At 44.5% G+C, this 25305-nt stretch carries 30 protein-coding genes; 3 read left to right on the forward strand and 27 right to left on the reverse strand.

Features of this window, described 5'->3' with window-relative positions; genetic code table 11:
• Positions 1–88: 88 nt before the first annotated feature.
• Together HNQ34_RS08930 and HNQ34_RS08935 are read right to left on the reverse strand one after the other, a co-directional pair.
• Entirely contained in the window at positions 89–982 is an 894-nt protein-coding gene (locus tag HNQ34_RS08930) for a deoxyribonuclease IV (RefSeq protein ID WP_183253723.1), read from the reverse strand.
• A 30-nt stretch (positions 983–1012) separates the two neighbouring features.
• Positions 1013–2323, reverse strand: a complete 1311-nt coding sequence (locus HNQ34_RS08935; RefSeq protein ID WP_183253725.1) for a DEAD/DEAH box helicase — start codon at positions 2321–2323, stop codon at positions 1013–1015.
• A 168-nt stretch (positions 2324–2491) separates the two neighbouring features.
• Here HNQ34_RS08935 and vrrA point away from each other — a divergent pair, with 168 nt between their 5' ends.
• Together vrrA and HNQ34_RS08945 are read left to right on the forward strand one after the other, a co-directional pair.
• Positions 2492–2980 carry a VrrA/YqfQ family protein gene (gene vrrA / locus HNQ34_RS08940; protein ID WP_183253727.1) on the forward strand — a complete coding sequence of 163 codons (489 nt, stop codon included), beginning with the start codon at positions 2492–2494 and terminating at the stop codon, positions 2978–2980.
• A 73-nt stretch (positions 2981–3053) separates the two neighbouring features.
• Positions 3054–4001, forward strand: a complete 948-nt coding sequence (locus HNQ34_RS08945) for a 4-hydroxy-3-methylbut-2-enyl diphosphate reductase (RefSeq protein ID WP_183253729.1) — start codon at positions 3054–3056, stop codon at positions 3999–4001.
• A 41-nt stretch (positions 4002–4042) separates the two neighbouring features.
• Here HNQ34_RS08945 and HNQ34_RS08950 read toward each other — a convergent pair whose 3' ends face one another.
• The 20 genes from HNQ34_RS08950 to rpsU all read right to left on the reverse strand — a co-directional run bounded on the left by HNQ34_RS08950 (position 4043) and on the right by rpsU (position 19086).
• The gene (locus HNQ34_RS08950) at positions 4043–5164 is read right to left on the reverse strand and encodes a Nif3-like dinuclear metal center hexameric protein (protein WP_183253730.1); all 1122 of its coding nucleotides are present in this window, start codon (positions 5162–5164) and stop codon (positions 4043–4045) included.
• The gene (locus tag HNQ34_RS08955) at positions 5161–5865 is read right to left on the reverse strand and encodes a tRNA (adenine(22)-N(1))-methyltransferase (protein ID WP_183253732.1); all 705 of its coding nucleotides are present in this window, start codon (positions 5863–5865) and stop codon (positions 5161–5163) included. The genes HNQ34_RS08950 and HNQ34_RS08955 overlap by 4 nt, the downstream gene beginning before the upstream one ends.
• An 89-nt stretch (positions 5866–5954) precedes the next feature.
• A complete protein-coding gene (gene cccA, locus HNQ34_RS08960; RefSeq protein ID WP_183253734.1) occupies positions 5955–6317 on the reverse strand; it encodes a cytochrome c550 in 363 nt (120 codons plus the stop codon).
• A 133-nt stretch (positions 6318–6450) separates the two neighbouring features.
• A complete protein-coding gene (locus tag HNQ34_RS08965; RefSeq protein ID WP_183253736.1) occupies positions 6451–6987 on the reverse strand; it encodes a hypothetical protein in 537 nt (178 codons plus the stop codon).
• Positions 6988–7162: 175 nt separating this feature from the next.
• Entirely contained in the window at positions 7163–8287 is a 1125-nt protein-coding gene (gene rpoD / locus HNQ34_RS08970; protein ID WP_183253738.1) for an RNA polymerase sigma factor RpoD, read from the reverse strand.
• 34 nt (positions 8288–8321) lie between these two features.
• The gene (dnaG, locus tag HNQ34_RS08975) at positions 8322–10121 is read right to left on the reverse strand and encodes a DNA primase (RefSeq protein WP_183253739.1); all 1800 of its coding nucleotides are present in this window, start codon (positions 10119–10121) and stop codon (positions 8322–8324) included.
• Positions 10122–10157: 36 nt separating this feature from the next.
• On the reverse strand, positions 10158–10601 hold the full coding sequence (locus tag HNQ34_RS08980) for a YaiI/YqxD family protein (RefSeq protein ID WP_183253741.1): 444 nt from the start codon (positions 10599–10601) through the stop codon (positions 10158–10160).
• Positions 10602–10936: 335 nt separating this feature from the next.
• The gene (locus tag HNQ34_RS08985) at positions 10937–11734 is read right to left on the reverse strand and encodes a pyruvate, water dikinase regulatory protein (protein WP_183253743.1); all 798 of its coding nucleotides are present in this window, start codon (positions 11732–11734) and stop codon (positions 10937–10939) included.
• Between the two features lie 12 nt (positions 11735–11746).
• Positions 11747–12382, reverse strand: a complete 636-nt coding sequence (locus tag HNQ34_RS08990) for a helix-turn-helix transcriptional regulator (RefSeq protein ID WP_183253744.1) — start codon at positions 12380–12382, stop codon at positions 11747–11749.
• 149 nt (positions 12383–12531) lie between these two features.
• On the reverse strand, positions 12532–13287 hold the full coding sequence (gene recO, locus HNQ34_RS08995) for a DNA repair protein RecO (protein ID WP_183253746.1): 756 nt from the start codon (positions 13285–13287) through the stop codon (positions 12532–12534).
• A 30-nt stretch (positions 13288–13317) separates the two neighbouring features.
• Positions 13318–13461 (reverse strand): YqzL family protein, encoded by a 144-nt coding sequence (locus HNQ34_RS09000; RefSeq protein ID WP_183253748.1) that lies wholly within the window; start codon positions 13459–13461, stop codon positions 13318–13320.
• A 119-nt stretch (positions 13462–13580) separates the two neighbouring features.
• Complete coding sequence (era, locus tag HNQ34_RS09005) at positions 13581–14489, reverse strand: GTPase Era (RefSeq protein WP_183253750.1); 909 nt, start codon at positions 14487–14489, stop codon at positions 13581–13583.
• Positions 14482–14874 (reverse strand): cytidine deaminase, encoded by a 393-nt coding sequence (locus tag HNQ34_RS09010; protein ID WP_409978364.1) that lies wholly within the window; start codon positions 14872–14874, stop codon positions 14482–14484. Before HNQ34_RS09010 ends, era begins: the two co-directional genes overlap by 8 nt.
• A 123-nt stretch (positions 14875–14997) precedes the next feature.
• Positions 14998–15357 (reverse strand): diacylglycerol kinase family protein, encoded by a 360-nt coding sequence (locus HNQ34_RS09015; RefSeq protein ID WP_183253753.1) that lies wholly within the window; start codon positions 15355–15357, stop codon positions 14998–15000.
• 3 nt (positions 15358–15360) lie between these two features.
• A complete protein-coding gene (ybeY, locus tag HNQ34_RS09020) occupies positions 15361–15831 on the reverse strand; it encodes an rRNA maturation RNase YbeY (RefSeq protein ID WP_183253755.1) in 471 nt (156 codons plus the stop codon).
• Between the two features lie 69 nt (positions 15832–15900).
• Entirely contained in the window at positions 15901–16863 is a 963-nt protein-coding gene (locus HNQ34_RS09025; RefSeq protein WP_183253757.1) for a PhoH family protein, read from the reverse strand.
• Between the two features lie 3 nt (positions 16864–16866).
• Positions 16867–18054, reverse strand: coding sequence for a sporulation protein YqfD (yqfD, locus tag HNQ34_RS09030; protein WP_183253759.1), 1188 nt, complete (start codon positions 18052–18054; stop codon positions 16867–16869).
• A gap of 12 nt (positions 18055–18066) precedes the next feature.
• A complete protein-coding gene (yqfC, locus tag HNQ34_RS09035; protein ID WP_183253761.1) occupies positions 18067–18354 on the reverse strand; it encodes a sporulation protein YqfC in 288 nt (95 codons plus the stop codon).
• A gap of 100 nt (positions 18355–18454) precedes the next feature.
• Positions 18455–18898, reverse strand: a complete 444-nt coding sequence (locus tag HNQ34_RS09040; RefSeq protein ID WP_183253763.1) for a GatB/YqeY domain-containing protein — start codon at positions 18896–18898, stop codon at positions 18455–18457.
• A 14-nt stretch (positions 18899–18912) separates the two neighbouring features.
• On the reverse strand, positions 18913–19086 hold the full coding sequence (gene rpsU, locus HNQ34_RS09045; RefSeq protein ID WP_027407847.1) for a 30S ribosomal protein S21: 174 nt from the start codon (positions 19084–19086) through the stop codon (positions 18913–18915).
• Between the two features lie 153 nt (positions 19087–19239).
• Here rpsU and HNQ34_RS09050 point away from each other — a divergent pair, with 153 nt between their 5' ends.
• Positions 19240–20178: a Na/Pi symporter gene (locus HNQ34_RS09050; RefSeq protein WP_183253764.1), complete on the forward strand. Its 939-nt coding sequence runs from the start codon at positions 19240–19242 to the stop codon at positions 20176–20178.
• Here the strand turns inward: HNQ34_RS09050 and deoC are convergent.
• The 5 genes from deoC to dnaJ form a co-directional block, all read right to left on the reverse strand.
• Positions 20162–20833 (reverse strand): deoxyribose-phosphate aldolase, encoded by a 672-nt coding sequence (gene deoC, locus HNQ34_RS09055; RefSeq protein WP_183253766.1) that lies wholly within the window; start codon positions 20831–20833, stop codon positions 20162–20164. The genes HNQ34_RS09050 and deoC overlap by 17 nt on opposite strands.
• A gap of 123 nt (positions 20834–20956) precedes the next feature.
• Positions 20957–22312 carry a tRNA (N(6)-L-threonylcarbamoyladenosine(37)-C(2))-methylthiotransferase MtaB gene (gene mtaB / locus HNQ34_RS09060; RefSeq protein WP_183253767.1) on the reverse strand — a complete coding sequence of 452 codons (1356 nt, stop codon included), beginning with the start codon at positions 22310–22312 and terminating at the stop codon, positions 20957–20959.
• Positions 22313–22322: 10 nt separating this feature from the next.
• On the reverse strand, positions 22323–23075 hold the full coding sequence (locus HNQ34_RS09065) for a 16S rRNA (uracil(1498)-N(3))-methyltransferase (RefSeq protein WP_183253770.1): 753 nt from the start codon (positions 23073–23075) through the stop codon (positions 22323–22325).
• A gap of 15 nt (positions 23076–23090) precedes the next feature.
• A complete protein-coding gene (prmA, locus tag HNQ34_RS09070; RefSeq protein ID WP_183253772.1) occupies positions 23091–24029 on the reverse strand; it encodes a 50S ribosomal protein L11 methyltransferase in 939 nt (312 codons plus the stop codon).
• An 8-nt stretch (positions 24030–24037) separates the two neighbouring features.
• A complete protein-coding gene (gene dnaJ, locus HNQ34_RS09075; protein ID WP_183253774.1) occupies positions 24038–25177 on the reverse strand; it encodes a molecular chaperone DnaJ in 1140 nt (379 codons plus the stop codon).
• Between the last annotated feature and the right edge of the window lie 128 nt (positions 25178–25305).

Raw genomic sequence — 25305 nt, forward strand, 5'->3', positions numbered from 1 at the left:
TCTTCCTCTGTACTACTGTACTACCCTCATAATAAAACAGCTTGTCGACTTTGTCGACAAGCTGAAGCGATCTCTCAAGGGAGATCGCTTATGATTGCACGATTTTCGCTAAAACATCTTCGTCAAACGTTTGCGCACGCAGCATCGCAATTTCAAAGCGGTACGGCGGCTTTTTATTGTTTTTATCTTCGCCGACGTACGGCGTTTCTAAAATTTTCGGAATGTCAGCGAGGCTCGGATGATGAACGATATAATTGAGCGCTTGAAATCCAATATGGCCGAAACCGATGTTTTCATGGCGGTCTTTCCGGCTGCCACGCGGATTTTTACTGTCGTTAATATGAAGCACTTTTAACCGCTCCAAACCAATTACTTTATCAAATTCCTCTAATACCCCGTCAAAATCGTCGATGATATTATAGCCAGCATCGTGAACGTGACACGTATCAAAGCAAACCGATAATTTGTCGTTATGCACAACACCATCAATGATTTTTGCCAGCTCTTCAAAGCGGCTGCCGCATTCCGATCCTTTCCCGGCCATCGTTTCCAAGGCGATTTGCACGTTTTGTTCACGCGTGATGACCTCGTTTAATCCCTCGATAATTTTTGCAAGCCCCGCTTCCACTCCTGCCCCGACATGCGCACCGGGATGAAGGACGATTTGCTTTGCGCCGATCGCAGTTGTCCGCTCAATTTCTGCACGCAAAAAATCGACGCCGAGCTGAAACGTATCTGCATTGACCGTATTTCCAATGTTGATAATATAAGGAGCGTGCACGACAATTTCTTCAATGCCGTGTTCTTTCATATGTGCAAGCCCCGCTTCGATGTTGAGCTCTTCAATCTTTTTTCGCTTCGTGTTTTGCGGGGCGCCCGTATAAATCATAAACGTATTCGCTCCGTAAGAAACTGCTTCTTCACTGGCAGCGAGCAGCATTTTTTTGCCGCTCATCGATACGTGTGAACCAATTTTTAACATCTCCATCTCCCCCTTCTTTTCAATGCCGCCTTATTTTTTCTTTAAGCGGCGGAGCCGTTTTTTCTGTTTCTCGATTTGTTCTTGCAGTTTTTTCTTATATCCCGGTTTCACTTGCTTCGGTTTTTTCAGCGCTCTTTTCATAAGCGGCTCTAGCTCGTCTTCTTGTTTTGCCCGCTTGCTCCGCTCGTTCCATGGCGCCAGTTCTTCCCACTCGCCGCGCACAAGATCGCGGTGCATAAACACAATTCCTTTTTTCTCGAGCTTTGTCAACATATCTTGGTCTGAAGGTTCATAAATCGTAGCCGCAATCCCCGTATAGCCGGCACGCGCTGTACGGCCGACGCGATGAACATAAAAGTCTAAATCGTGTGGCAATTCGTAGTTAATGACGTGGCTGACTCCTTCAATGTCGATGCCGCGAGCGGCTAAATCAGTGGCGACAATGTATTGGAACTCAAGATCACGAATTTGCTTCATCATTTTCTTTCGTTCTCGCGGCGTTAAATCGCCGTGCAAAATGCCAACTTTCAATCCTTTTTCGTTGAGCGCATCGGCCACTTCATCCGCCATTTTTTTCGTATTCGTAAATACGATCGCCAAATACGGATTATATGCAACGAGCATATCGTACAATAATTTTATTTTATCACGATGGCGAAGCGGAACAAGCACATGCTCGATTTTCTCTGCCGCTACTTGTTTCGGCGCGACATGAACGTATTTCGGGTTCTCCATATACTTTTTCAAAAACGGTTTTAACTTCTCCGGAATCGTCGCCGAAAATACGAGCATTTGCAGTTCTTTCGGCATTTTGGCCGCAATTTGATCAACGTCAACAATAAACCCCATATCAAGCATTAAATCCGCTTCATCGACGACTAGCATCGCTGCCGTATGCACAAACAACGCGTGCTCGCGGATTAAATCGTTCATTCTCCCCGGTGTTCCGATAACAATGTGCGGCTGTTTTTTTAATTTTTCAATCGCTTTTTGTTTGTCCGTTCCACCAACAAAACAGCGGGCCGTAATCGGTGCATCAGGCAAACAATGTTTTGTAATTTTTAACACTTCATGATAAATTTGCGTCGCCAGCTCCCGCGTCGGTGCGGTAATAACCGCTTGCACGTCTGCGCGGGACGGATCGATTTTTTCCATGATCGGCAATAAATACGCGTGCGTCTTCCCTGTTCCCGTTTGCGACTGCCCGATCACGCTTTCTCCGCGAAGAATGCTCGGAATAAGCCGCTCTTGAATTTCAGTCGGTTTATAAAACCCGAGCTGTTTAATCGCTTCTATAATAAAAGGCTGAAACGAAAACCGTTCAAACAACGTTTCTTTCACGCTCTCATCTCCTTTCTTTGCTACGCCGCCAAAACACAAACCTAATTTATCATTATAGCTGATTTTCGCTTCCTCCCGCAACAATAGGCACTTATCTAAATGAAAAACAATTTCCGTGATGTTCGCATACTGTATGATAGAAGCCAGTTTCTCGAAAGGAGGAAAAAGATGATGAGACCCCCAATGTTCCCCCCGCCATCAGCGCGTTCGTTTCCGTTCGCCCGTCCGTTGTTTCCTACACATCCGTACACACAGGCAACAGGAGGCGGCTTTTTATCACGGCTGTTTGCAAGAGGGCCGGCAATGCCTTCGTCCCCTTTTGCAGCGCTAACGCCGATGCAAAATGCAGCCAGTAGCGCAAGCGCAACAGGTGGAGGAATTAGCGGCATGTTGACGAACGTGCAAAAAATGCTTGGCATTGCCCAAAACGTGATGCCGATGGTGCAACAATACGGACCATTCGTCAAAAATCTTCCAGCGATGATGAAAATATGGAAAGAGCTAAAAGCAACAGACGAAAACGAAAAACAAGAAGAAAAGAAGGAAGAAAAAAAAGAAAAGCAACCTTCTCAACGCGAATTGCCATCGGCGAAAGAAACAGCGAAAGAAAAACAGCCAACAGAACCGAAGCCGTCAGTCCCGAAACTGTATATTTAGTTCTTCTTTGTATTCTTCCCACTTCTCCGATATAATGAAAAAGAGTTTCCAAAAGGCGGAGGAGGAACGGTACATGGAAGTCATTAAAATTACGCCGCGTGGCTATTGCTATGGCGTCGTCGATGCGATGGTGATTGCGAGAAATGCCGCGCTCGATCCAACATTGCCAAGACCGATCTATATTTTAGGAATGATTGTTCATAATAAACACGTTACCGATGCGTTCGCTGAAGAAGGCATCATTACACTCGACGGGGAAAACCGCTTAGAAATTCTTGAAAAAATTGATCATGGCACGGTGATTTTTACCGCACACGGCGTTTCTCCGGAGGTAAAAAAACGCGCCCGCGAAAAAGGGCTTGTCACGATTGACGCCACGTGCCCGGACGTGACAAAAACGCACGATTTGATTCGCGAAAAACTGGCGAAAGGCTATGAAATCATCTACATCGGCAAAAAAGGGCATCCCGAACCAGAAGGAGCGGTCGGCATTGATCCAATGCGCATTCATCTTGTAGAGACCGTCAACGATGTCGAGAAACTAACGATTTCAAGCGAAAAAATAATGGTCACCAACCAAACGACGATGAGCCAATGGGACGTTGCACATATTATGAAAAAAGTACAAGAAAAATATCCGCACGTCGAAATGCATAAAGAGATTTGCTTAGCGACACAGCTGCGCCAAGAAGCGGTCGCCGAGCAAGCGAAAAAGGCGGATGTGACGATTGTCGTCGGCGATCCGAAAAGCAACAACTCGAACCGTCTTGCTCAAGTGTCGGAAGAAATCGCCGGAACGAAAGCGTATCGTGTGGCCGACGTCACCGAAATTGAGATTGACTGGATTAAAGACGCGAAAAAAGTCGCCGTCACAGCCGGCGCTTCGACCCCGACGCCGATCACAAAAGAAGTGATCGAATTTCTCGAACAATTTGATCCGAACAATCCTGACACATGGAAGCGCGAACGAAAAGTGCCATTACAAAAAATTTTGCCGAAAGTGAAAGCGAAAAAAGATTGAAAACAGAGGGTGTCTACCAAACGGGGCACCCTCTGTTGCGATTAAAGAAACGCAAACGGATCGGTATGCATTTGTGACACATAGACGGTCGTTGACCATTTTTGCTTGGCAAATTCCTGTTCGAAATAGCGCGCCACGCCATGTTTCATTACTTTTTCGACGTTGTGGCCAGGATCGACGATGTTAAGGCGAAGCGCCATCGCATCGTGCGCCACATGATAATACACATCCCCTGTGACATACACGTCTGCGCCGCTCATTTTCGCTTGCCAAATATACTTATTTCCATCGCCGCCAACGACCGCTACTTTCTTGACTTTATCGTGCAAATTCCCGACGACGCGCACCGCTGGAACGTCAAGCGATTTTTTTACATGTTCTGCAAACTTGGCAAGCGTCATCTCTTCTTGGAGCCATCCAACTCGCCCCAATCCCCATACGCGTCCTTTATTTTCAAGCGGGTATATATCGTATGCCACTTCTTCGTACGGATGGGCTTTGAGCATAGCTGTAACAACCTTTTTTTGCAATGAAGCAGGGAAAATTGTTTCGATTCGCACTTCTTCTACTTGTTCAAGCGTTCCTTTTTCACCAATAAACGGGTTTGCCCCTTCTTGCGGCAAAAACGTGCCGATGCCGCGGCTGTTAAACGTGCAATGGCTGTAGTTACCGATATGGCCGGCACCGGCGCTTCCAATCGCCTCCCGAACAGCAGCGGCATGCGTTTCCGGCACGTAAACGACCAATTTTTTCAGCGCCTCCTCATATGTTGGCACGAGCACATCGACTTCTTGCAGTCCAAGCGCTTCAGCGAGCCAGTCGTTCACGCCTCCTTGTGCGATATCTAAATTCGTATGAGCCGCATACACCGTGATATCATGCTTCATACATTTTTCGACAATCCGGCCTTGTGCTTGATCTGTAACAATTTGTTTCAGCGGACGATAAAGCGGTGGATGATGGGCGATAATGAGATCAACGTTTTTTTCAATCGCCTCGTCGACTACTTCTTCGAGCACATCGAGCGCAATCATCACCGTATGAATCGGTTTGTTCAGCGTGCCGATTTGCAAGCCAATTGGATCCCCTTCCATCGCTAAATGCTTCGGTGCAAACCGCTCAAACAATTGAATGATTTCATATCCGTTTGGAACTTTACTCATGACAACGCCTCCTCGACTAACTGAATTTTTCTCTCGAGCTCTTGCTTTTTTGCCACACTTTCTGGCGTTGTTGCTTTTTCTTTTAGCTGTGCAACAATTCGCTTCCAATGATTCACTTCATTCCGCCATTTTTTCAAAAAGATGTTATTCCGTTCTTTGCATAAAAACGGACCGACCAACAACTCAGCTTCTAAATGATCGTACGGTTTTGTTCCATCACCTTTTTCGGCGACAAGCACTTCATAAATTTGGCCATCTTCCTCCAAAATGCGCTCGGCGATTAACTCCCAGTCGTTAGAAATCAACCATTGCCGAACGATGTGAGCTCCGACATTCGGTTGCAAAATTAACCGCTTCACTCCTTCTAATTTATTCTTTCCAGCTTCTAAAATGTGAGCAATCAACGTTCCGCCCATGCCAGCAATCGTAATGCAATCGACTTCATTCGGCTCAATCACCGCAAGACCGTCGCCTTTTCTTACCGAAATTATATCATTTAATCCCGTTTTGGTGACTTGCTGCTTGGCCGAACGAAGCGGGCCATCAGCCACTTCACCCGCGACCGCTGTCGTAATATATCCATTCAAATACGCATAACATGGCAAATACGCATGATCCGAGCCGATATCGGCAAGTTTCGATCCTTTCGGAATAAACGAAACAACCGTTTCAAGCCGTTTCGATAACTTTACTTCGTTCATCCTATCTTCCTTTCGCTGCTACATAATTTCTTCGCTCATTGTACCATAAACAAAAAATCCCTTCACCTAAGGTAAAGGGACTTCGTCTATTATTTCAATTCTGAAAGCCATTTTGCCATTTCATCCGCTTTTTCAGCCGGAACAAGACCGGCAGGCATATTGCCACGACCGTTTTGAAGAACGTCCTTAATTTGGTCAACAGAAAGTCTTTGGCCAACACCTTTTAGCGATGGACCAACGCCGCCTTCATAGTTGGCGCCGTGACAGGCGATACATGTTTGTTTATAAAACTCTTCTGGATTGGCAGCAGCTGTTTGTTCTGTTTTTGTGCCGCCTTTTTTTTCGTCCGCAAGCTCTTTCGCATCGCCAAGCCCTTTGAATGAAAAAGCAATTGTAAGACCGATCCCAAATACCATAATGAGTACAAACGGGATCAATGGATTTCGATTCATCGTATTTACCTCCCCTTATGTATGCACTCCTAAAAATGTAACCGCTACAAACAATTTTATTTTACTGTAAATCACGAAGAAGGAAAAGCCCTAATCTACAATCTCCTTGAAAATCGTCGAAAAAGTACGAGATCTAGAAAAAGAAAGACACGCCTAGCAGTAAAATGCCGAAAAATCCGGAAATCGTCAAATACAAAAAGCGAAATCGCACGCCGACCGCAATCCATAACAAACAATTCAGTAAAATCATAAACGCAGAAACGGCTGTCATTTGCGGAAAATAGTAATCACTTATTCGAATTGATGCAAGAAATAGGAGAAACGCCCCACTAACGAGTGGCAGATGCACTAATGCTGCTTTTCTCCACATCCACACTCCCATCAAACAAACAATGACAAAAAGTGATAAAAGGAGCATTTGCAAAACGAATGACAATTCAGTAAAATAAATGACAAGAACAGTTGCTGGCAGCAATAGACAAATTAACAAGATAAAGAAAAGGCGGATCCATTTCATCCAATTGAAACGAGCTGAGCGGAAATATGAATGGCTGCCTTCTCCTTCCGTATAAAGGGCTAGCAAATAGTCGCAATATTGTTCAGGAAGAAGGCGAGAGCGCTTCCAATATTCAATTTCTCGCACGATGATTTCGCGTCGTTTTTCATTCATGCTGACCGCCCTTTCCTGATTTGAAAATAAAAATAGTTTACTTCTTACCGAATAGAAGTAAACTATTCGTTCTCAACCTTGAGGGAACGAGCTTGCGAGAAAAGAGACGGTTTCTCTTTTTTTCACAAGCTGTTTCATTCCCGTTCAATCCGGTTGAAAACTGACATACGCCGTTTTACTCTAAAAAGTCTTTTAGCCGTTTGCTGCGGCTTGGATGACGCAATTTTCGAAGCGCTTTTGCTTCAATTTGACGAATGCGCTCTCTTGTGACGCCAAATACCTTTCCAACTTCTTCGAGCGTACGCGTACGTCCGTCATCTAATCCGAAGCGGAGACGAAGCACGTTCTCTTCGCGATCTGTCAACGTATCCAGCACGTCTTCAAGCTGTTCTTTTAACAATTCATACGCCGCATGTTCCGAAGGGGAAGTCGCATCTTGGTCTTCGATAAAATCCCCTAAATGCGAGTCATCTTCTTCGCCGATTGGCGTTTCAAGCGACACCGGCTCTTGGGCAATTTTTAAAATTTCGCGCACCTTTTCAGGCGTTAAATCCATCTCTTCGGCGATTTCTTCTGGAGACGGCTCGCGTCCAAGGTCTTGCAGAAGTTGTCGTTGGACACGAATCAGCTTATTGATCGTTTCGACCATATGGACTGGGATGCGGATCGTCCGCGCTTGGTCCGCAATAGCACGCGTAATCGCTTGACGAATCCACCATGTCGCATACGTACTAAATTTATATCCTTTACGATAGTCAAATTTTTCAACAGCTTTAATTAAGCCCATATTTCCTTCTTGGATTAAGTCAAGAAACAGCATGCCGCGTCCGACATAGCGCTTGGCGATGCTGACGACAAGGCGCAAGTTTGCTTCCGTCAAGCGTCGTTTCGCTTCTTCGTCCCCTTGCTCAATTCGTTTCGCTAACTCAATCTCTTCTTCTGCCGATAGAAGCGGGACGCGCCCAATTTCTTTTAAATACATGCGCACCGGATCGTTAATTTTCACGCCAGGCGGCACTGTTAAATCGTTTAAATCAAATTCTTCTTCTTTCACAAGGTCATCTAAATCCGGATCGTCATCTAAGTCGGATTCGCTGATGACATCAACGCCTTGTTCTGTTAAATATTCATAATATTCATCCATTTGATCGGAATCGAGATCAAAGCTCGATAACCGTTCGGCAATTTCTTCATACGTTAAAACGCCACGCTTTTTGCCTAGTTCGAGTAACTGTTCTTTCACTTGCTCTAATGTTACATCAGAGTCGACTTGTTTTGAACGAGCTGATTTTTCAGCCATCACGTCACCTTCCTTCTAAAACTTTCAAATCACATCATGAAGTGGATAACATTTTTTTCATTTCAATAATTTCTTTCGCAATACGTGCAGCTTTTAAAAAGTCTTTTTGGCGCTCTGCTTCCATTTTTTCCTGTTCTTTTTCCTTTAGCATTAACCATTTCGGGTAATTCAACACATGTTTCATATAATCGTTCAACTCTCGCGAAGAAAGATTTTCGTTAATGAGCATCATCGATAGCTCGGTAACAAGCGGTTTTAACTCATTAGGCATACGGGCAAGCAACGCGCTGACATCCGGTTCATTTCCTTCCTCATAAAAAGCATAGATATAAGCAGCGATCGCCCGGTGCTCTTCAATATTAAATTCCCCTTGAATCGCTTGCTGGACGGTTAAAGCGACATTGCGGTTTCGAATCATATGAGCAAGCAGCATCCGTTCCGCGTTATGAAACGCCGGAAGCAGCTTTTTTTGCAGCGGTTGGCGCACTGCTGCCCGCTCGCTGTTCGAACGAGTCGCCTCTTGCGTTTTTTTATAGCGCTCTAGCTGTTGTTGCAAGGCGGATAAGGAAAGAGAAAACTCGTTCGCAAGCTGCCGCAAATAATAATCCCATTCAATCGGGTTAGGAAGCCGGCTAATTTCTCGCAACACTTCTTCAATGTAGCGAATTTGGTCGCTTTCATTTTGTAAATTTTTTCCTCTACGCAAATACGCCATTTTAAATGCCATGAACGAACTGCTCGCTTCAATCACGTTGCGTTGAAATCGCTCTGAACCATACTTTCGAATATATTCATCCGGATCAAACCCATCAGGAATTGTTGCAATTTTCACATGGCACCCAGCTTGTGACAACAGCTCGGCCGCACGTACCGTCGCTTCCACTCCAGCTGCATCCCCGTCATAGCAAATGACGATCGATTCGACGTTGCGCCGAAGAATGCGCGCTTGTTCATCCGTTAATGCGGTCCCCATCGTTGCGACCGCATTCGTCACCCCTGCACTCACCGCCGAAATGACGTCTGCAAATCCTTCAAATAAAACCGCTTGCTGATGCTTTCGAATGTGCAACCGCGCCTGATGAAAGTGGTATAAAATTTTTCCTTTATGAAAAATCAACGTTTCTGGACTGTTCAAATATTTTGGCTGCCCCTCACCGACAATACGTCCAGAAAACGCAACCGTTTCCCCGTGATGGTTATGAATCGGAAACATAATCCGATTGCGGAAACGGTCAAAATATTCACCGTTTTCTTTTCGAATGACGAGCCCTGCTTTTTCCATTAACTCAAGCGAGAAACCGCGGCCTTTTAAAAACTTCACCGCAAAATCCCATGAAGAGGGGGAATAACCGATTTCAAATTGTTCCATCATTTCGCGGGTCATGCCACGCGCATGTAAATAATCGAGCGCTTCCTGCCCCTCTTTTGTATTTATGAGCAAATGATGGTAAAATTTCTTTAAAAGTTCATGCGCTTCGATCATTTTTTTAGCATCGCTTGTTTCTGCCTGTCTTTTTCGTTGGTCATGAAGAAGCAAATGCGACAAATCAATATGCGCTCTCGCCGCCAACCGTTCGGCCGCATCGATAAACGAAAGACCTTCGATGTCCATCAGAAACGAAAAGACGTTTCCACCCGCCCCACAGCCAAAACAGTGGAAAATTTGCTTTTCAGGAGAAACGGAAAACGACGGTGTTTTCTCTCCATGGAACGGGCATAGTCCAAAATAGTTGCGGCCTTGTTTTTTAAGTTGGACATAGTCGCTAATGACATCAACAATATCGACCGCCCGGCGGATTTCTTCAATCGTTTCTTCGGGAATACGGTATCCCATACGAACAACTCCGTAATTATTATTCTCGGCCCATATCTAATTTCCTGCGAGTTTCGACAAAATTTTTTCAAAACTTTTTTGAAACGCCTGCCGTTCTTCAGCGGAAAAGCGCTTCATTCTTTTGGCGTATATACCTTGCCTGCGCTGCTTCGCTTGAAGATAACGGACATAGAGACGATGCCCCATTTCTTCTTCCGTATATACTTTCCCGCGCGGAGAAACAACATAAATCTCTCGGTTTACTAACATGCTCGCCAATCCGATATCTTGCGTCACAACAACATCACCTTTTCGCGCGTGATTGACAATATACAAATCAACCGCTTCTTTTTCCGCATCTACATATACCCATTTCATCACTTCATCGTGCGAAAAATGGCTATATGAAGATACAAAAACGCTCTCTATATTATATTGACGAGCAAGAAAAAAAATTTCATGTTTTACAGGACAAGCATCCGCATCGACAAAAACAGTCAAACGTCGTCCTTCATGCTTTTTACATTCTACACGATTCTCAAAAATCCTGCTTCTCCTCCTAATGGTGAGACCGAATTTTGTCGATAGGTTTCTTCTTGACAATAAACTACAAATAGTTTACTCGTTCTATATACACTCTAAACGTATTTTTATCACGATTTTTTATTATAATACAAATGTTGAGAATATGCCATAAAAAAATAAAAAGTACATTCTACCATCCCATGAATGTACTTAAAGCAATGAATGATTGCGTCTCACGTTTTCTCTAACACAGAGCGAAACGAGCTAAACGTTTCGGTTTAGCTCGTTTCGCTAGCGAACATCTATGATATTTACAACTTTCTCTTTTTCATGATAATATTCGCCGTTTCCTCGACCGCTTTGTTGGTAACATCAATGACGTCGCAACCGATTTTTTTTATGACTTCGTCAAAATAGTCGAGTTCCTCTTTAATCCGCTCCATATTGGCATAGATCGCTTTATCGTCCAATCCGAGCGCTTTTAGGCGTTCACGGCGAATCGAATTCAATTTTTCCGGACTGATTTTTAACCCGAAACATTTATCCGGAGATACTTTAAACAGTTCTTCCGGCGGCTCGACCTCTGGTACAATCGGGACGTTTGCGACTTTGAGCCGTTTATGCGCCAAATATTGAGAAAGCGGTGTCTTTGACGTGCGCGATACGCCAATGAGCACAATATCCGCGCGCAAAATGCCGCGAGGGTCGCGGCCATCATCATATTTGACTGCGAATTCAATCGCTTCAATTTTCTTGAAATAATCTTCATCTAACACGCGGACTTGTCCAGGTTCATAGCGCGGCGTCATGTCAAACAAATCCCGCATTTTTTCAATGAGCGGGCCGATGATGTCATACACCTCTACTCCTTCACGCTCAGCCTCTTCGATCAAAAACTGGCGCATTTGCGGTACGACAAGCGTAAAAGCAATAATCGCATTATTCATTTTCGCCAGCGCCACAACTTCTTTTAACGTCGATGTGTCCTCGACATACGGTACGCGCTTCAATTGAATGATCGAACTATTAAATTGGCTCGCGGCCGCTTTCACAACTAGTTCAGCGGTCTCTCCTCCCGAATCAGAAACCACGTATACAACACGCTGCATTCTCAATCCCCCTCAAAGCAAGTCATCTTTTGCTAGCGCAACGAACGCTTTTGTGATGTTCGTCTTTGTAATTCTTCCGATCACTTCGTATCCTTTATCCGTCTTTTTCACGACCGGCATCGCATCAATTTGTTTTTCGATTAATCGCTCAGCGACGTCAATTAATAAATCATCTTTATAACAAACGGTAATATTCGGCATTCTCGTCATAATAATATTCACAGGAATCGATGTTAAATCTTGTTTGCCGATGCTTGCCCGCAACAAATCTTTCCGCGACAGAACGCCGACTAATAACGATTCTTCATCGACAACAAACAGCGTCCCGACATCTTCTAAAAACATGGCGACGATCGCATCATATACGCTGACGTTTTCATTGACGACCACCGGAATCGATTGATGATCGCACACTTTTAGTTTTTTCATCCGGTCAGCGAGAAGCTGAGTGCCTGTTTTCCCTGTATAAAAATAGCCGACTCTCGGTCTCGCTTCCAAATAGCCGGCCATCGTTAAAATCGCCAAATCAGGACGTAACGTTGCTCTTGTTAAGTTCAGCTTTTCAGCAATGCTTTCCCCTGTAATCGGACCATGGTCTTTGACGATTTGCAAAATTTGTTCTTGGCGTTTATTCAGTTCGATTGTCATTCACCACCTTACACAAAGACTAAAAAGGTCATAACTTACACGAAAATATTATAACTTAATCAATAGTTTTGCAAAGATGAAATCACGAAAATTCAAAAAAAGAAAACAAATGTGAACATGGAATGTCCGCTGCTTTTGGTCACCCTTGTTCATTGCAAATGCTTTTTTAGTTGTTCAATTTGCGCTAAAAACCGTTTCGTCTTTAACGAAAGCCCAGAGTATTCATCATAGTAGGCGGAAATGGCGTGGTGCAATTCTTTTTTCGTTTCTTCTTTGACAGAAATTTTCCCCAGCCTTGATACATCAAAATAATAAAAGAGACGCAACAGTTTCACTGCTGCAGGAGAAAGCAGCAGGCGGTGAGGATCTTTCGATTCGCAGCGATGGCAAAGAAATCCTCCTTCTTTCACGGAAAAAGAAAATTTCCCTTCTGACAGCTTGCAAACGGCACAACGATCTAACGAAGGGTACAAACCCATAACGTTTAGCATTTTCATCTCATAAATGTATGTAAGAATTTCTAAATCGAGCCCGTCGTTCATATACTTTAATGTTTGCAAAAGTAACTCGAACAAATACGGATTTGGCCGCTGCTCTTCTGTAATTTTATCCGTTAGCTCGACAATATACGACGCATAGGCGGTTGCGAAAATATTTTCGCGAATAGCGCGCAGCGAATCGATCACTTCTCCTTGATGCAGGCTCCCTACCCCGCGGCTTTTTTGAATTAAATAATGGCCGTATGTAAACAATTGGGTGACAGAAGAAAGGCGACTGCTTGGCTTTTTTGCTCCGCGAGCCATCACAGCCACCTTTCCCCATTCCCTTGTCAATAATGTGACGATTTTATTCGTTTCTCCGTAGTCAATCGCTCGAAGCACGATTGCCTCGCATTTTTCAAACAATATGATCACCACCAAGCTGGAAAAAGCAGCTTACAAAATCGGCTGGTCCATCTCCGTTAGCTCTTTCTCTTGTTCATCGCCATTCGGTTGGTGCTCCCTTTCAAGCTCTTTAAAAAGGAGATACGTGTTAATATTACCCGTTTGGCTAAACAGCTTCCACGTAAACTCTAGCATCGAACCACACCTTTCCGCCTGCAGGATCTTTCCATGTTGTTTGCAAACTGCAATAACATGTTGTATGAGTTATTTATAGGTTGGCTTCCCTATAAATCATTTATGTTGCATAAAATTTGTTAATATTCATCCTCTCTAAACCCGAAATCACGCAACTGCGACAATTTGTTCCGCCAGTCTTTTTGTACTTTGACCCACAATTCTAAAAACACTTTCGAACCAAGCAACGATTCGATATCCGTGCGGGCGCGCTGGCCGATCTCTTTTAGCATTCTCCCTTGTTTTCCGATAATAATTCCTTTTTGCGAATCGCGCTCGACGATAATCGTCGCTCCCACATAAACGGTATGGCTATCTTCGCGGCGCTCGATCGTATCGATGACAACCGCAATCGAGTGAGGAACTTCTTCCCGCGTTAAATGAAGCGCTTTTTCCCGAATAAGCTCTGCCATAATGAATCGTTCCGGATGGTCGGTCACTTGATCAGCAGGATAATACTGCGGGCCTTCCGGCAAATATTTTTTAATTTGCTCGATTAATGTTTCAACGTTGTTCCCTTGCAAGGCTGAAATCGGCACAATTTCAGCAAACGGATAGAGCGATTTATAATGATCAATGAGCGGCAACAGTTCATCCGGGTGCACTTGATCGATTTTATTCACGACTAAAAATACCGGCGTGCTCACTTCTTTCAGGCGCTCAATAATGAAAGCATCTCCGCGGCCGAATCCTTCCTCGGCGTTGATCATAAACAAAATTAAATCAACTTCTTTTAAGGCGTTTTGCGCCACTTTCATCATAAAATCGCCCAGTTTATGCTTTGGCTTATGGATTCCCGGCGTATCGATGAAAATAATTTGCGCATCATCTGTCGTATAGACGCCTTGAATTTTATTGCGCGTCGTTTGCGGTTTATCGCTCATAATCGCAATTTTTTGTCCAATGACACGATTTAAAAACGTCGATTTTCCAACGTTTGGTCTACCAATAATGGAAACAAATCCCGATTTATATCCTTCTCTACTCATGCAAATCCTCCGCTGAAAATGCTCCTGGTAATAGTTCTTTTACTGTAAGTTCCATTGTGTCTCCTTTTACATTGGCTAAAATGACTTTCATATCCGGTGGACATAATTCGACAATCACTTGACGGCATGCTCCACAAGGTGGAACGGGACGAGAAGTGTCAGCGATCACCGCTAACGCCGCGTACTCCCTATCCCCTTCTGAGTACGCTTTAAACAAAGCTGTGCGCTCTGCGCAGTTGCACAGGCTGTAAGCCGCATTTTCAATATTGCAACCGCGATATACTTTCCCATCTTTCGTTAATAAAGCGGCGCCTACTTTAAATTTGGAATAAGGTACGTAAGCATATTCCCTTGCTTTTTTTGCTTCTTCCACCAACTCTGTCATATTCAATGGTGCTCTTCCTTTCTTCAGAGGTAAAACCCCTCTTTTTTATTTTACAAGAAATTGAGAAAAATTTCATCTCTATTCACAGAAATATAACAGAAAAATTAGAATTTTCTTATTTTCTTATCGGATGACGTATGGCCAAAAGATGATAAGGCCTACCGCTACCGCCATGACCGCTGCCACAAAAACCGCTCCAGCGGCGATATCTTTCGCCGCTTTTGCGAGCGGATGAACGTCTTTTGTCACTAAATCGACAACGCGTTCAATCGCCGTATTGACCATTTCTAAACTAATGACCACTCCGATCGTCAACAACAGCACAAGCCATTCTTGTATGGAAATGTGGAAAACAAAAGCGAACACCATCGCCACGGCAGCAAAGGTTAAATGAATTTTCATATGCGTTTCTTCTTTCGCAGCTGTTACAATCCCTGACCACGCGTAAAGAAAACGTTTCCATCGTTCGTTTCGCTTCTTCATCGTTTACCGCTTTAACCCATATTTTTCAAGAATTTGTTCTTGTTTCGAAAACATTTCTTTCTCTTCTTCTTCCGTTTCATGGTCATACCCTAATAAATGTAAAAATCCGTGCACAGCCAAAAAGCCAAGCTCGCGCATAAACGAATGACCGTACTCTTCCGCTTGTTCTTTTGCTTTCGGAACAGAAATGACAATATCCCCCAATACAAGCGGCATATTTACTCCAATAATTTCTACTTCTCCTTCTCCCAGCTCTTCTAGCGCAAACGAGATGACATCTGTCGGCTGGTCCTTTCCGCGATAGTCACGATTAATAAGGCGAATTTGCTCGTTATCGACAAACGATATGCTTACTTCTGCGCCATCAGGAACTTGCTCGATTTCCGCGGCATAGTTCAATAAATTTTCGAGCAATGCTATTTGCTTTTCTGTTATTTCACCTGTTTCATCGATCCAATCAATATGCAGTACCATTTATGCTTCACCTTTTCTTTTGTTATGGACAAAAATAGACCCATGTACAAGATGGGCCTTATATTTCTATTATATACCAGCTTGATCATATGCTTCAATAATTTTCCCGACAAGCGGATGGCGGACGACATCGGACTGTTCGAGAAACACAAATGAAATGCCACTGACAAGCGCTAAAATGTCTTTCGCTACCGCTAGTCCAGATGGAACACCTTTTGGCAAATCGACTTGCGAAATATCTCCAGTAATAACCATTTTCGAGCCGAAGCCAAGCCGTGTTAAAAACATTTTCATTTGTGAAGGTGTCGTATTTTGTGCCTCATCCAAAATGACGAACGCGTCTTCCAGCGTGCGGCCACGCATATAAGCAAGCGGAGCAATTTCGATCGTTCCGCGCTCAATGAGGCGCTGCGTATGATCGGCTCCTAATATATCGTGAAGTGCGTCATAAAGCGGTCGTAAATACGGATCAACTTTTTCTTTTAAATCCCCCGGTAAAAAACCTAAATTCTCACCGGCTTCCACCGCTGGACGCGTTAAAATGATGCGCTTTACATGACCGTTTTTCAGCGCCTGAACCGCCATGACAACCGCCAAATACGTCTTTCCTGTCCCAGCCGGACCGATGCCGAACACAAGATCGTGCTTTTTAATGGCAGTGACATATTGGCGCTGTCCGAGCGTTTTGACGCGAATCGGTTTTCCTTTCGTGTTTTTTGTAATTTCTTCTTCGTATAGTTCGGTTAAATATTCGAGCGTTCCGTTTTTCGCCATTTGAATCGCATACATAACATCCCGCTCGCTAATCACAATGCCTTTACGAATAACAATTAATAAATGACGCAATACGTCGTCAACGATCTGAACGTTTTCATGGCTTCCGGAGACGTTGACGACCCCTCCGCGCGTTACAATCGAAACAGACAATTCCTGCTCGATCCGCTTTAAATGAGCATCATGAATGCCAAAAAGTGCAATCGCTTCATTTGCATTTTCTACTTGTTGGCTGATCGTTACAAACTCTTCTGACATCCCTCAGTCTCCTTGAACAATAGGTTGTGGTATCGCAATATTTTCAACGACTTCGTAATAAATTTCTACTCTTACTTTACCATTCTCTTTCGCTGCATGCAAAACCTTTTCGCCTTTAATGGAGGCATCCTCTTCAAGCTTTGCCTCTAGCTCCTCTTTTCCGATTTCTTTCGCTTTTTGAAATGCCTCGTTCCATGAATAGCTCCGCTTCACTTCTTCTGTTTCCCGATAAATAACCCGTTCATAAAAAAGCGGCAACTCCCACTTCCAAAAGCGCAATGCTTGTTTTCGCCGCTCGGTTTCATAGTGCGCAAACGGCACTTTTTGAAAACCCCAGACAGGGATAGAAAGCGATTTTATTTTGATATAATGCTTCTCCATATATTTTCCGGTCAATACATAAAAGATAGCGTCAAGCGGCAAGATAACGGTAGACTTGTACCATGTTTCGCCAAAAATTTTCCCTCTTGCAGGTACAAATTTCGTTTGCCCTTCTTTCCCAATAATACCGGACACTAAAATTTGTCCTTTTGTCACATGGTCATGAACGGAAACGAGCGGTTGTCCTTCTTCGACAAACATGTCTGTAATGACCGCTTTCTTTTTCGCGACTAAATGACGGACGTTGACTGCTTCCGACTCCTTCGGTTGCTTTTTTTCAACCACTTGAAAATAAAATGCCGTTCCTTTTAATTCAACACCGACCCATGTAATCGTTTCAATGCGATCCGTCAGCTTTTTTTGAATCGTTTCAGGAGGATCAAGAAGAAATTGAAACGCCCCTTTTTCAACTCCCATTTGTTTTAATTCTTTTAAAATGCGGTATTCTGTTTCCGGTTTGGCCCCTTGAATGCGAACGTTCCACACCATGTTAGAAAGCAAAAAGACAACAGTTAAAAATAAACAAATGCCGATAAAAAATCCGCTATTTGCCACCGTCTTTCTCACTAAAAAAGGCAGTCCGCTTTTTCCGATAAAAAAAATTTTGCATCCGCTTTTTCGAACAACAACGCGCATGCGGGAGACATCTTTCAAAAGAATGAAAAAAGTCGCGACATCTTCGCCATGTTTTTTCACGTTCCAAACGAAAATGCCATTTCGTAGACACGCATTAATAAATCGCTCCACTCCTCTTCCTTGTACTTTGACTTTGACACTTCCTGATAAAAAATTGAGCCACTTGTTCTTCATTATCTTCCCCCCTCAATCATTATCCAAATAAATGACTTGATGAATTTTCCCTTCCAACAAAATTTCTTCTGGCAAAATCGTTTTAATGACAAATTGCTCGCCGCGAACGAGCAGCTGGCCTTGCTTTAATAGCAAGCGCAGTTCTTTATCGCTAAACGTCAACAACCCGCGGTGGTTTTCAATATAAATATGTATATGTCCAATCATTGTAATTCGAGGAAGGTCCATCACAATATCAGCCGGCAGTTCCAATTGATTCATCAACCAGCTTCTTACTTGCTGTCGCCATTTTTTCACCATAAACAATGAACCCCCTTTCATCTCATACATATGAGAAAAAAAAGGGGGATAGCACTTTGGCACAAAAAAAGACCGCTTCGCTTTACGCGAAACGGTCTTTTTATGCTAAATATTGCTGCACAAGTTTGTTGACGAGAGAGCCATCCGCTTTGCCTTTTACTTTTGGCATGATTGCTCCCATTACTTTGCCCATATCGGCTTTCGAAGAAGCACCGACTTCCGCAATCGTTTGTTTCACGATTTCTGCTAGCTCTTCTTCACTTAGCTGCTTTGGCATATATAGTTGAAGTATGTGAATTTCTTCTTTTGTTTTGTCGACAAGGTCTGAACGACCAGCGTTTTCGAATTCTTGGAGGGAGTCTTTACGCTGTTTTAATTCGCGAGAAAGTACGGTTAGCTCTTCGTCTTCAGATAATGGTTTGCCAAGTTTAATCGCTTCGTTTTGCAACGCCGCTTTAACCATTCGAATGACGGAGAGTTTTTCCTTTTCTTTGTTTTTCATCGCTTGCTTCATATCATCGTTTAAACGTTCAAGAAGACCCATAAATACACCCTCTTTTAATGCTTGCGCTTTCTAGCCGCTTCAGACTTTTTCTTGCGTCTTACGCTTGGCTTTTCATAGAATTCACGCTTTCTAGCTTCTTGCAACGTACCTGTTTTTGAAACAGCACGTTTGAAGCGACGAAGAGCATCTTCAAGCGATTCGTTTTTGCGAACGATTGTTTTTGACATCCTACTTCCCTCCCTCCGAACAACAACACTTGCATTTGTGTGACTAAACATGTACTTGTCAATTATAATACATCCCCTATGAGAGGTCAACTAAAAAAGCTGTCATCGGTTCCCTTTCTTGTCCATATAATGATGGAGAAAGAGGTGACAGTGATGGGACGCTTATTCGTTTTGTTTATGGTTCATATCGGCATGTTTCTGCTTGGTATGTTCATGATGAAATCAGGTCTTTATGTACTTTCCGGCCATCGGTTAAAACGATGGGTGCTGCACTTCACGAAAACGCCTGTTCAAAGCTTTTTGACTGGAGCGATCGCAACCGCGCTATTGCAAAGCAGTTCGGCGATAATGGTGCTCACCGTCGGATTGGTTGCAACCGGCTATTTAACGTTCCAGCAATCGATCGGGATTATTTTAGGCAGCAACATCGGTTCGACGATTACAACCGAGCTCATTACGCTTGATTTAGGAACAAGCATCATCCCAATGCTATTAGCCGGAGCGCTGCTCGTCTTTTTCGTTCGCCACCGCATCGGATCCGGCATCGGAATGACGCTCGTTGGACTTGCTTGTTTGTTTTTTGCAATGGAAGGATTCAGCGAGCTTGCCAAACCGCTTTCTTCCGAGCCACTTATCCATGAATGGCTGCAACAAACAAACCGTTCGTACGCATTCGGCGTTCTCGTCGGAACGGTGTTAACAGCGCTTATCCAATCGAGTGCAGCCACGATTGGCATCGCGATGGGATTCCTTGATGAGCGACTGCTCACGTTGCCAGCTGGCATCGCCATCCTGCTCGGCGCCAATATCGGGACGTGCGTCACCGCGCTTTTGGCGAGCATCGGTGCGGGTACAGAGGCGAAACTGACAGCTTATACTCATTTATGGCTGAATATTGCCGGCGTAGGGATTTTTTATTTTTTGATTCATCCGTTCGCTGATGTTGTCAGCATGTTCGCTTCTAAATCTGATGTTCAGCTAGCCCATGCAAGCGTCTTATTTAACGTGATTTGTTCGATTGCCGCTTTGCCGTTTACCCGCTGGATTGAATGGTGGATTTACCTTGTACACGGAATTAATAATCGGTCGTAGCCGTTTTTCCTTGTACGATCGCCACTCCAGAGCTTGTGCCGATGCGCGTCGCCCCTGCTTCGATCATCGCTTCTGCCCCTTGAAGATCGCGAACACCGCCGGACGCTTTGACACCGATATCTCGGCCAACGGTTTGCCGCATTAACGCGACGTCTTCAACCGTTGCACCGCCTGTTGAAAACCCAGTGGACGTTTTCACATAATCGGCACCTGCTCGCACCGCTAAGCGGCAAGCGCGCACTTTTTCTTCTTCTGTCAGCAAGCACGTTTCGATAATGACTTTAACGAGCGCTTTTCCTTGCGCTGCTTCGACTACAGCAAGAATGTCGCGCTCGACTAGTTCGTCGTTGCCGTCTTTTAATGCACCGATATTGATAACCATGTCGACTTCGGTTGCCCCTTTTTCAATCGCATCTTTCGTTTCAAACGCTTTCGTTTCCGGCGTATTTGCCCCGAGCGGAAAGCCGATTACTGTGCATACTTTCACCTCTGTTCCTTTTAACAACTCGGCTGCCGTCGCCACCCATGTCGGGTTGACACAAACAGACGCAAATCCGTACTGTTTCGCTTCTTCGCATAGTTGAACGATTTGCGCTTTTGTTGTATTCGCTTTCAATAGCGTATGGTCAATCATTTTTGCGATATCGTTTGCCATAATCGATCTCCTTTCTGAGTTTATAAAGAGGTCTGACCTCTATCATCATACCACTTTTCATTTTCAAAAACTAGTTTCCCCGAAAAATTTCTCCGCAAACAAAAAACCCAGCCAAACGCTGGGTTACGAACTTAATTTCAGTTTTTCAACCACATTATCAGACACGACACGGACAAATTCACCTTCGTTGTATGGGTAGCCGGCCTTTGTAATTTTCACTTTGACAAGTTGTCCGATCATCTCTTCGGTGGCCGCGAATTTCACTTTTAAATAGTTGTCGGTATATCCAACATATAAGCCGCTTTCCGGATCTTCTTTATATCGCTCTTCCGGAATCACTTCAAGCACTTGCCCTTCGAATTGTGACGCATATTCTTTCGCAAGCTGGTCAGAAAGCGCAATTAAACGATGAACGCGCTCATTTTTCACATCTTCATCGATTTGGTCCGGCATTCTTGCGGCTGGCGTGCCTGTTCGTTTTGAATACGGGAACACATGAAGCTCAGAAAAACGTTGCTCGTGAATGAAGTTGAACGTTTCCATAAATTCTTCTTCCGTTTCGCCTGGAAATCCGACAATGACATCAGAAGTGACTGCTAGTTCTGGAAATACTTCACGCAATCGCGCCAAACGTTCCGCAAAAAATTCAACCGTATATTTACGGCGCATCCGCTTTAGTACGGTGTTTGATCCAGATTGCAACGGAATGTGCAAATGGCGGACGATTTTATCGGACCGTTTTAATACGTCAATCACTTCATCGGTAATTTGGCTCGCTTCAATCGATGAAATGCGGAGCCGCTTCAAACCAACAACTTGTTCATCAATATCGCGAAGCAACGCCGCGAAATTATAGTCTTTCATATCTTCCCCGTAACCGCCGGTATGAATGCCTGTCAATACGATTTCTTTGTAACCGGCATCAACAAGCTGCTGCGCTTGGCGAATGACTTCTTTCGGATCGCGCGAACGCATCAGGCCGCGCGCCCACGGAATAATACAAAACGTGCAAAAATTGTTGCAGCCTTCTTGAATTTTTAACGACGCGCGCGTCCGATCGGTAAACGCTGGAACGTCCAATTCTTCGTATACGCGCGCCTTCATAATGTTACTTACGCCGTTAATCGGCTCACGTTCCCGTTTAAAACGATCAATGTACTCCAGAATTTTAGCGCGATCTTGCGTACCGATGACAATATCAACGCCGGGAATGGCCATGACCTCGGCCGGAGAAGTTTGCGCATAACAGCCAGTCACACAAACGACCGCATCAGGATTTTGCCGAATCGCCCGGCGAATGACTTGGCGACTTTTTTTATCCCCTGTATTCGTGACCGTACACGTATTAATGACGTATACGTCCGCATGGTTTTCAAACTCTTTCCGTTCGTATCCCGCCTGTTTAAAGAGTTGCCAAATCGCTTCAGTTTCGTAATGGTTGACTTTACACCCTAATGTATGAAATGCCACTGTTGGCATTGTTCTCACCTCACTTTAATTCCCATTCATACGACGCCGCTGCCAACAAATAAAGCGGAGCAGTTTCCGTTCGCAAAATGCGCGGACCGAGGCCGCATGATAAGAAGCCGTGGTCGCGAAGCAAATCGATCTCTTGTTCTGAAAAACCGCCTTCTGGTCCGAACAACACGACAAGTGACTGCCCCGGCTTCATTTGGCGCAGCACCGTTCGGAGTACGGCTCCCTCACCGTTCCTAGCCTCTTCCTCATACGCCACAAGACGGTAATCAAACGTTTGTGCGAATTTCACTAGTTCACGAAGCGTCATCGGCGCATGCACATAGGGAACGCATGAACGATGCGCTTGTTCCGCCGCTTCTTTCGCGATTTTTTGCCACCGTTCGAGCTTTTTTTCCGCTTTTTTCGCTTCCCATTTCACAACAGAACGAGCTGCGAGAAACGGGATAAACGAGAAAGCGCCAAGCTCTGTCCCTTTTTGAATGACAAGCTCAAATTTATCACCTTTTGGCAGCCCGTGAGCAATGTAAATATGCACCGGCAATTCTGTTCGCTCTTCTTTCGATTCTATAACACGGACGATGACGCTCTCATTGGTAATTTGTTCAATTTCGCACAAAGCCGCCAAGCCATTTCCGTTGCTGCAAATCACTTCGTCGCCTTCATTCATCCGCATGACGCGGACGATATGATGATAGTCGTCACCGGAAATGACGATTTGCTCGTTGTTTTTGATTTGGTCCTTCAACACAAAATACCGTTGCAAAGCGACACCTTCTTTTCATGCTTTTCTTGCGATGAATGAAACCCAATCTTCCATGACAAGCGTTTCTTCAATGACAAACCCTGCTTTTGTGAGGCCATCTTTCACTTCTTGTTTTTTCGCTTGGATGATTCCTGATGTAATAAAATAGCCATTAGGCTCCAAAAGCCGGTATGCATCGTCCACAAAGCGCAAAATAATTTCCGCTAAAATATTGGCGACAATGACATTTGCTTTTGTTTCGATACGATCGAGTAAATTATTTTGCGAAACGGTCACAACGTGTTGAACTTTATTGAGCTTGACGTTGAGCTTTGCGCTATCCACCGCGACTTGATCTAAATCAAGCGCCTGAACAGATTTGGCGCCAAGCATCGCTGCGGCAATGCTTAAAATGCCTGAGCCAGTTCCGACGTCAATAACGACATCGCCTTGCTGCACGCATTTTTCCAGCGCCTGAATGCACATAACCGTCGTCGGATGCGTTCCCGTTCCAAAGGCCATACCTGGGTCTAATTCGATGATCAGCTCATCGCTCGAAACCGGTTCGTACGTCTCCCACGTCGGCACAATCGTAAATTTTTCTGAGATTTTCACTGGGTTATAATATTTTTTCCACGCTGTTGCCCACTCTTCTTCATTTACTTCGCTAATCGTAATTTTATTTCGTCCGACATCAATATTATAAAGCATTAAATTATTAATCGCTTGTTTGATCTCTTCCACCGTTTCACCTAAAAAGCTGTTGACAGGCAAATACGCTTTAATGATAACCCCTTCTTCCGGATAGTCTTCCGGATTCAGTTCATAAATCTCACCGAACGACGTGTCGCGCTCTTTCGTTAGATCGAACGGATCTTCAATCACAACCCCGCCGGCTCCTGCTTCATGCAAAATATTTGAAATCGCCTCGACCGCTTCATGTGTCGTATGAATGCTAATTTCTGACCATTTCATAAATGTTTTTATTCCCCTTTAAACGCTTTTTTTACTTTTTCAAAAAAGCTGTCATGCGCCCCTTGATGCATGCTGTGGCCACCTAACTGATCAAACTCGCGCAATAATTGCTTTTGTTTTTCCGTTAATTTTGTCGGTGTAACGACACGAACGATTACATGTTGGTCGCCATAGCCATATCCGCGTACGTTCGGCACTCCTTTTCCTTTTAAGCGGAATCTCGTTCCCGTTTGCGTGCCAGCCGGAATTTTTAGTTTCACTTTTCCGTGAAGGGTCGGCACTTCGATTTCATCGCCAAGGGCAACTTGCGCAAACGTAAGCGGGATTTCGCAATAAATATCGTCGCCGTCACGTTCGAAAAATTCATGCGGCTCGACGTGAAACACGATATATAAATCGCCCGGAGGACCGCCGTTTACACCTGGCTCTCCTTGGCCGGCCACCCGCAGCTGTTGGCCGTCATCAATTCCCGCTGGAATTTTCACATGAATTTTCTTCCGTTTTTTCACGCGGCCGCTTCCGCCGCACGTCGTACACTTTTCTTTAATGAACTGTCCCGTACCACCGCAGTAATGACACGTTCGCCGGTTGACGATGCGCCCGAACGGCGTCGCTTGTTCTACGCTAATTTGTCCTGTTCCGCGGCAGTGTGAACATGTTTCTTTTTTCGTTCCTGGTTTTGCACCCGATCCGTGGCACGTATCGCACGTTTCTTCCCGCGGGATTTCGATGTCCGTTTCTTTTCCGAATGCCGCTTCTTCAAACGTTAACGTCATCGTATATTGCAAATCCGCTCCTGCGCGCGGCGCATTCGGATCGCGACGCCGCCCGCCGCCGAAAAAAGAGGTGAAAATGTCTTCAAATCCGCCAAAGCCGCTAAAGCCGCCGAAATCAAAATCGTCGCTTCTAAATCCGCCAAAGCCTTGATTCGGTTCTGCATGGCCAAACTGATCGTAATGCGCCCGTTTCTGATCATCGCTTAACACTTCGTATGCTTCTTTAATTTCTTTAAATTTTTCCGCTGCATCTGGCTCTTTATTCACGTCTGGATGGTATTGTTTCGACAGTTTCCGATATGCTTTTTTGATTTCTTCTTTCGTTGCGTTTTTGCTTACTCCGAGAACTTCATAATAATCTCGTTTCGTCATGATCACCCACTCCCGATTCACTCACATAAAGCTAATTGTACCATTCGTTTCTTGACGTATGCAATAGGTTGACGACAATGTTTGCGAAATTTTGACATGATCAAATTCATTCGTTCTAGAAAAAAAGT

Source organism: Anoxybacteroides tepidamans (assembly GCF_014201465.1).
Lineage (GTDB): Bacteria > Bacillota > Bacilli > Bacillales > Anoxybacillaceae > Anoxybacteroides > Anoxybacteroides tepidamans.

Bases quoted from the DNA above. Each gene is read 5' to 3' on its own strand.
- HNQ34_RS09040 (WP_183253763.1), bottom strand. From the start codon at position 18,898: ATGGGTCTTCTTGAACGTTTAAACGATGATATGAAGCAAGCGATGAAA.
- HNQ34_RS08945 (WP_183253729.1), top strand. From the start codon at position 3,054: ATGGAAGTCATTAAAATTACGCCGCGTGGCTATTGCTATGGCGTCGTC.
- vrrA (WP_183253727.1), top strand. From the start codon at position 2,492: ATGATGAGACCCCCAATGTTCCCCCCGCCATCAGCGCGTTCGTTTCCG.
- deoC (WP_183253766.1), bottom strand. From the start codon at position 20,833: ATGGCAAACGATATCGCAAAAATGATTGACCATACGCTATTGAAAGCG.
- HNQ34_RS09010 (WP_409978364.1), bottom strand. From the start codon at position 14,874: ATGACAGAGTTGGTGGAAGAAGCAAAAAAAGCAAGGGAATATGCTTAC.
- dnaJ (WP_183253774.1), bottom strand. From the start codon at position 25,177: ATGACGAAACGAGATTATTATGAAGTTCTCGGAGTAAGCAAAAACGCA.
- dnaG (WP_183253739.1), bottom strand. From the start codon at position 10,121: ATGGGATACCGTATTCCCGAAGAAACGATTGAAGAAATCCGCCGGGCG.
- HNQ34_RS08985 (WP_183253743.1), bottom strand. From the start codon at position 11,734: ATGCAGCGTGTTGTATACGTGGTTTCTGATTCGGGAGGAGAGACCGCT.
- rpsU (WP_027407847.1), bottom strand. From the start codon at position 19,086: ATGTCAAAAACAATCGTTCGCAAAAACGAATCGCTTGAAGATGCTCTT.
- HNQ34_RS09015 (WP_183253753.1), bottom strand. From the start codon at position 15,357: ATGAAGAAGCGAAACGAACGATGGAAACGTTTTCTTTACGCGTGGTCA.
- HNQ34_RS09000 (WP_183253748.1), bottom strand. From the start codon at position 13,461: ATGCTAGAGTTTACGTGGAAGCTGTTTAGCCAAACGGGTAATATTAAC.
- HNQ34_RS08955 (WP_183253732.1), bottom strand. From the start codon at position 5,865: ATGAACGAAGTAAAGTTATCGAAACGGCTTGAAACGGTTGTTTCGTTT.
- ybeY (WP_183253755.1), bottom strand. From the start codon at position 15,831: ATGGTACTGCATATTGATTGGATCGATGAAACAGGTGAAATAACAGAA.
- yqfC (WP_183253761.1), bottom strand. From the start codon at position 18,354: ATGGTGAAAAAATGGCGACAGCAAGTAAGAAGCTGGTTGATGAATCAA.
- HNQ34_RS08990 (WP_183253744.1), bottom strand. From the start codon at position 12,382: ATGACAATCGAACTGAATAAACGCCAAGAACAAATTTTGCAAATCGTC.
- HNQ34_RS08950 (WP_183253730.1), bottom strand. From the start codon at position 5,164: ATGAGTAAAGTTCCAAACGGATATGAAATCATTCAATTGTTTGAGCGG.
- cccA (WP_183253734.1), bottom strand. From the start codon at position 6,317: ATGAATCGAAATCCATTGATCCCGTTTGTACTCATTATGGTATTTGGG.
- prmA (WP_183253772.1), bottom strand. From the start codon at position 24,029: ATGAAATGGTCAGAAATTAGCATTCATACGACACATGAAGCGGTCGAG.
- yqfD (WP_183253759.1), bottom strand. From the start codon at position 18,054: ATGAAGAACAAGTGGCTCAATTTTTTATCAGGAAGTGTCAAAGTCAAA.
- rpoD (WP_183253738.1), bottom strand. From the start codon at position 8,287: ATGGCTGAAAAATCAGCTCGTTCAAAACAAGTCGACTCTGATGTAACA.
- mtaB (WP_183253767.1), bottom strand. From the start codon at position 22,312: ATGCCAACAGTGGCATTTCATACATTAGGGTGTAAAGTCAACCATTAC.
- HNQ34_RS08965 (WP_183253736.1), bottom strand. From the start codon at position 6,987: ATGAATGAAAAACGACGCGAAATCATCGTGCGAGAAATTGAATATTGG.
- HNQ34_RS09050 (WP_183253764.1), top strand. From the start codon at position 19,240: ATGGGACGCTTATTCGTTTTGTTTATGGTTCATATCGGCATGTTTCTG.
- era (WP_183253750.1), bottom strand. From the start codon at position 14,489: ATGAGTAGAGAAGGATATAAATCGGGATTTGTTTCCATTATTGGTAGA.
- HNQ34_RS09025 (WP_183253757.1), bottom strand. From the start codon at position 16,863: ATGTCAGAAGAGTTTGTAACGATCAGCCAACAAGTAGAAAATGCAAAT.
- HNQ34_RS08930 (WP_183253723.1), bottom strand. From the start codon at position 982: ATGTTAAAAATTGGTTCACACGTATCGATGAGCGGCAAAAAAATGCTG.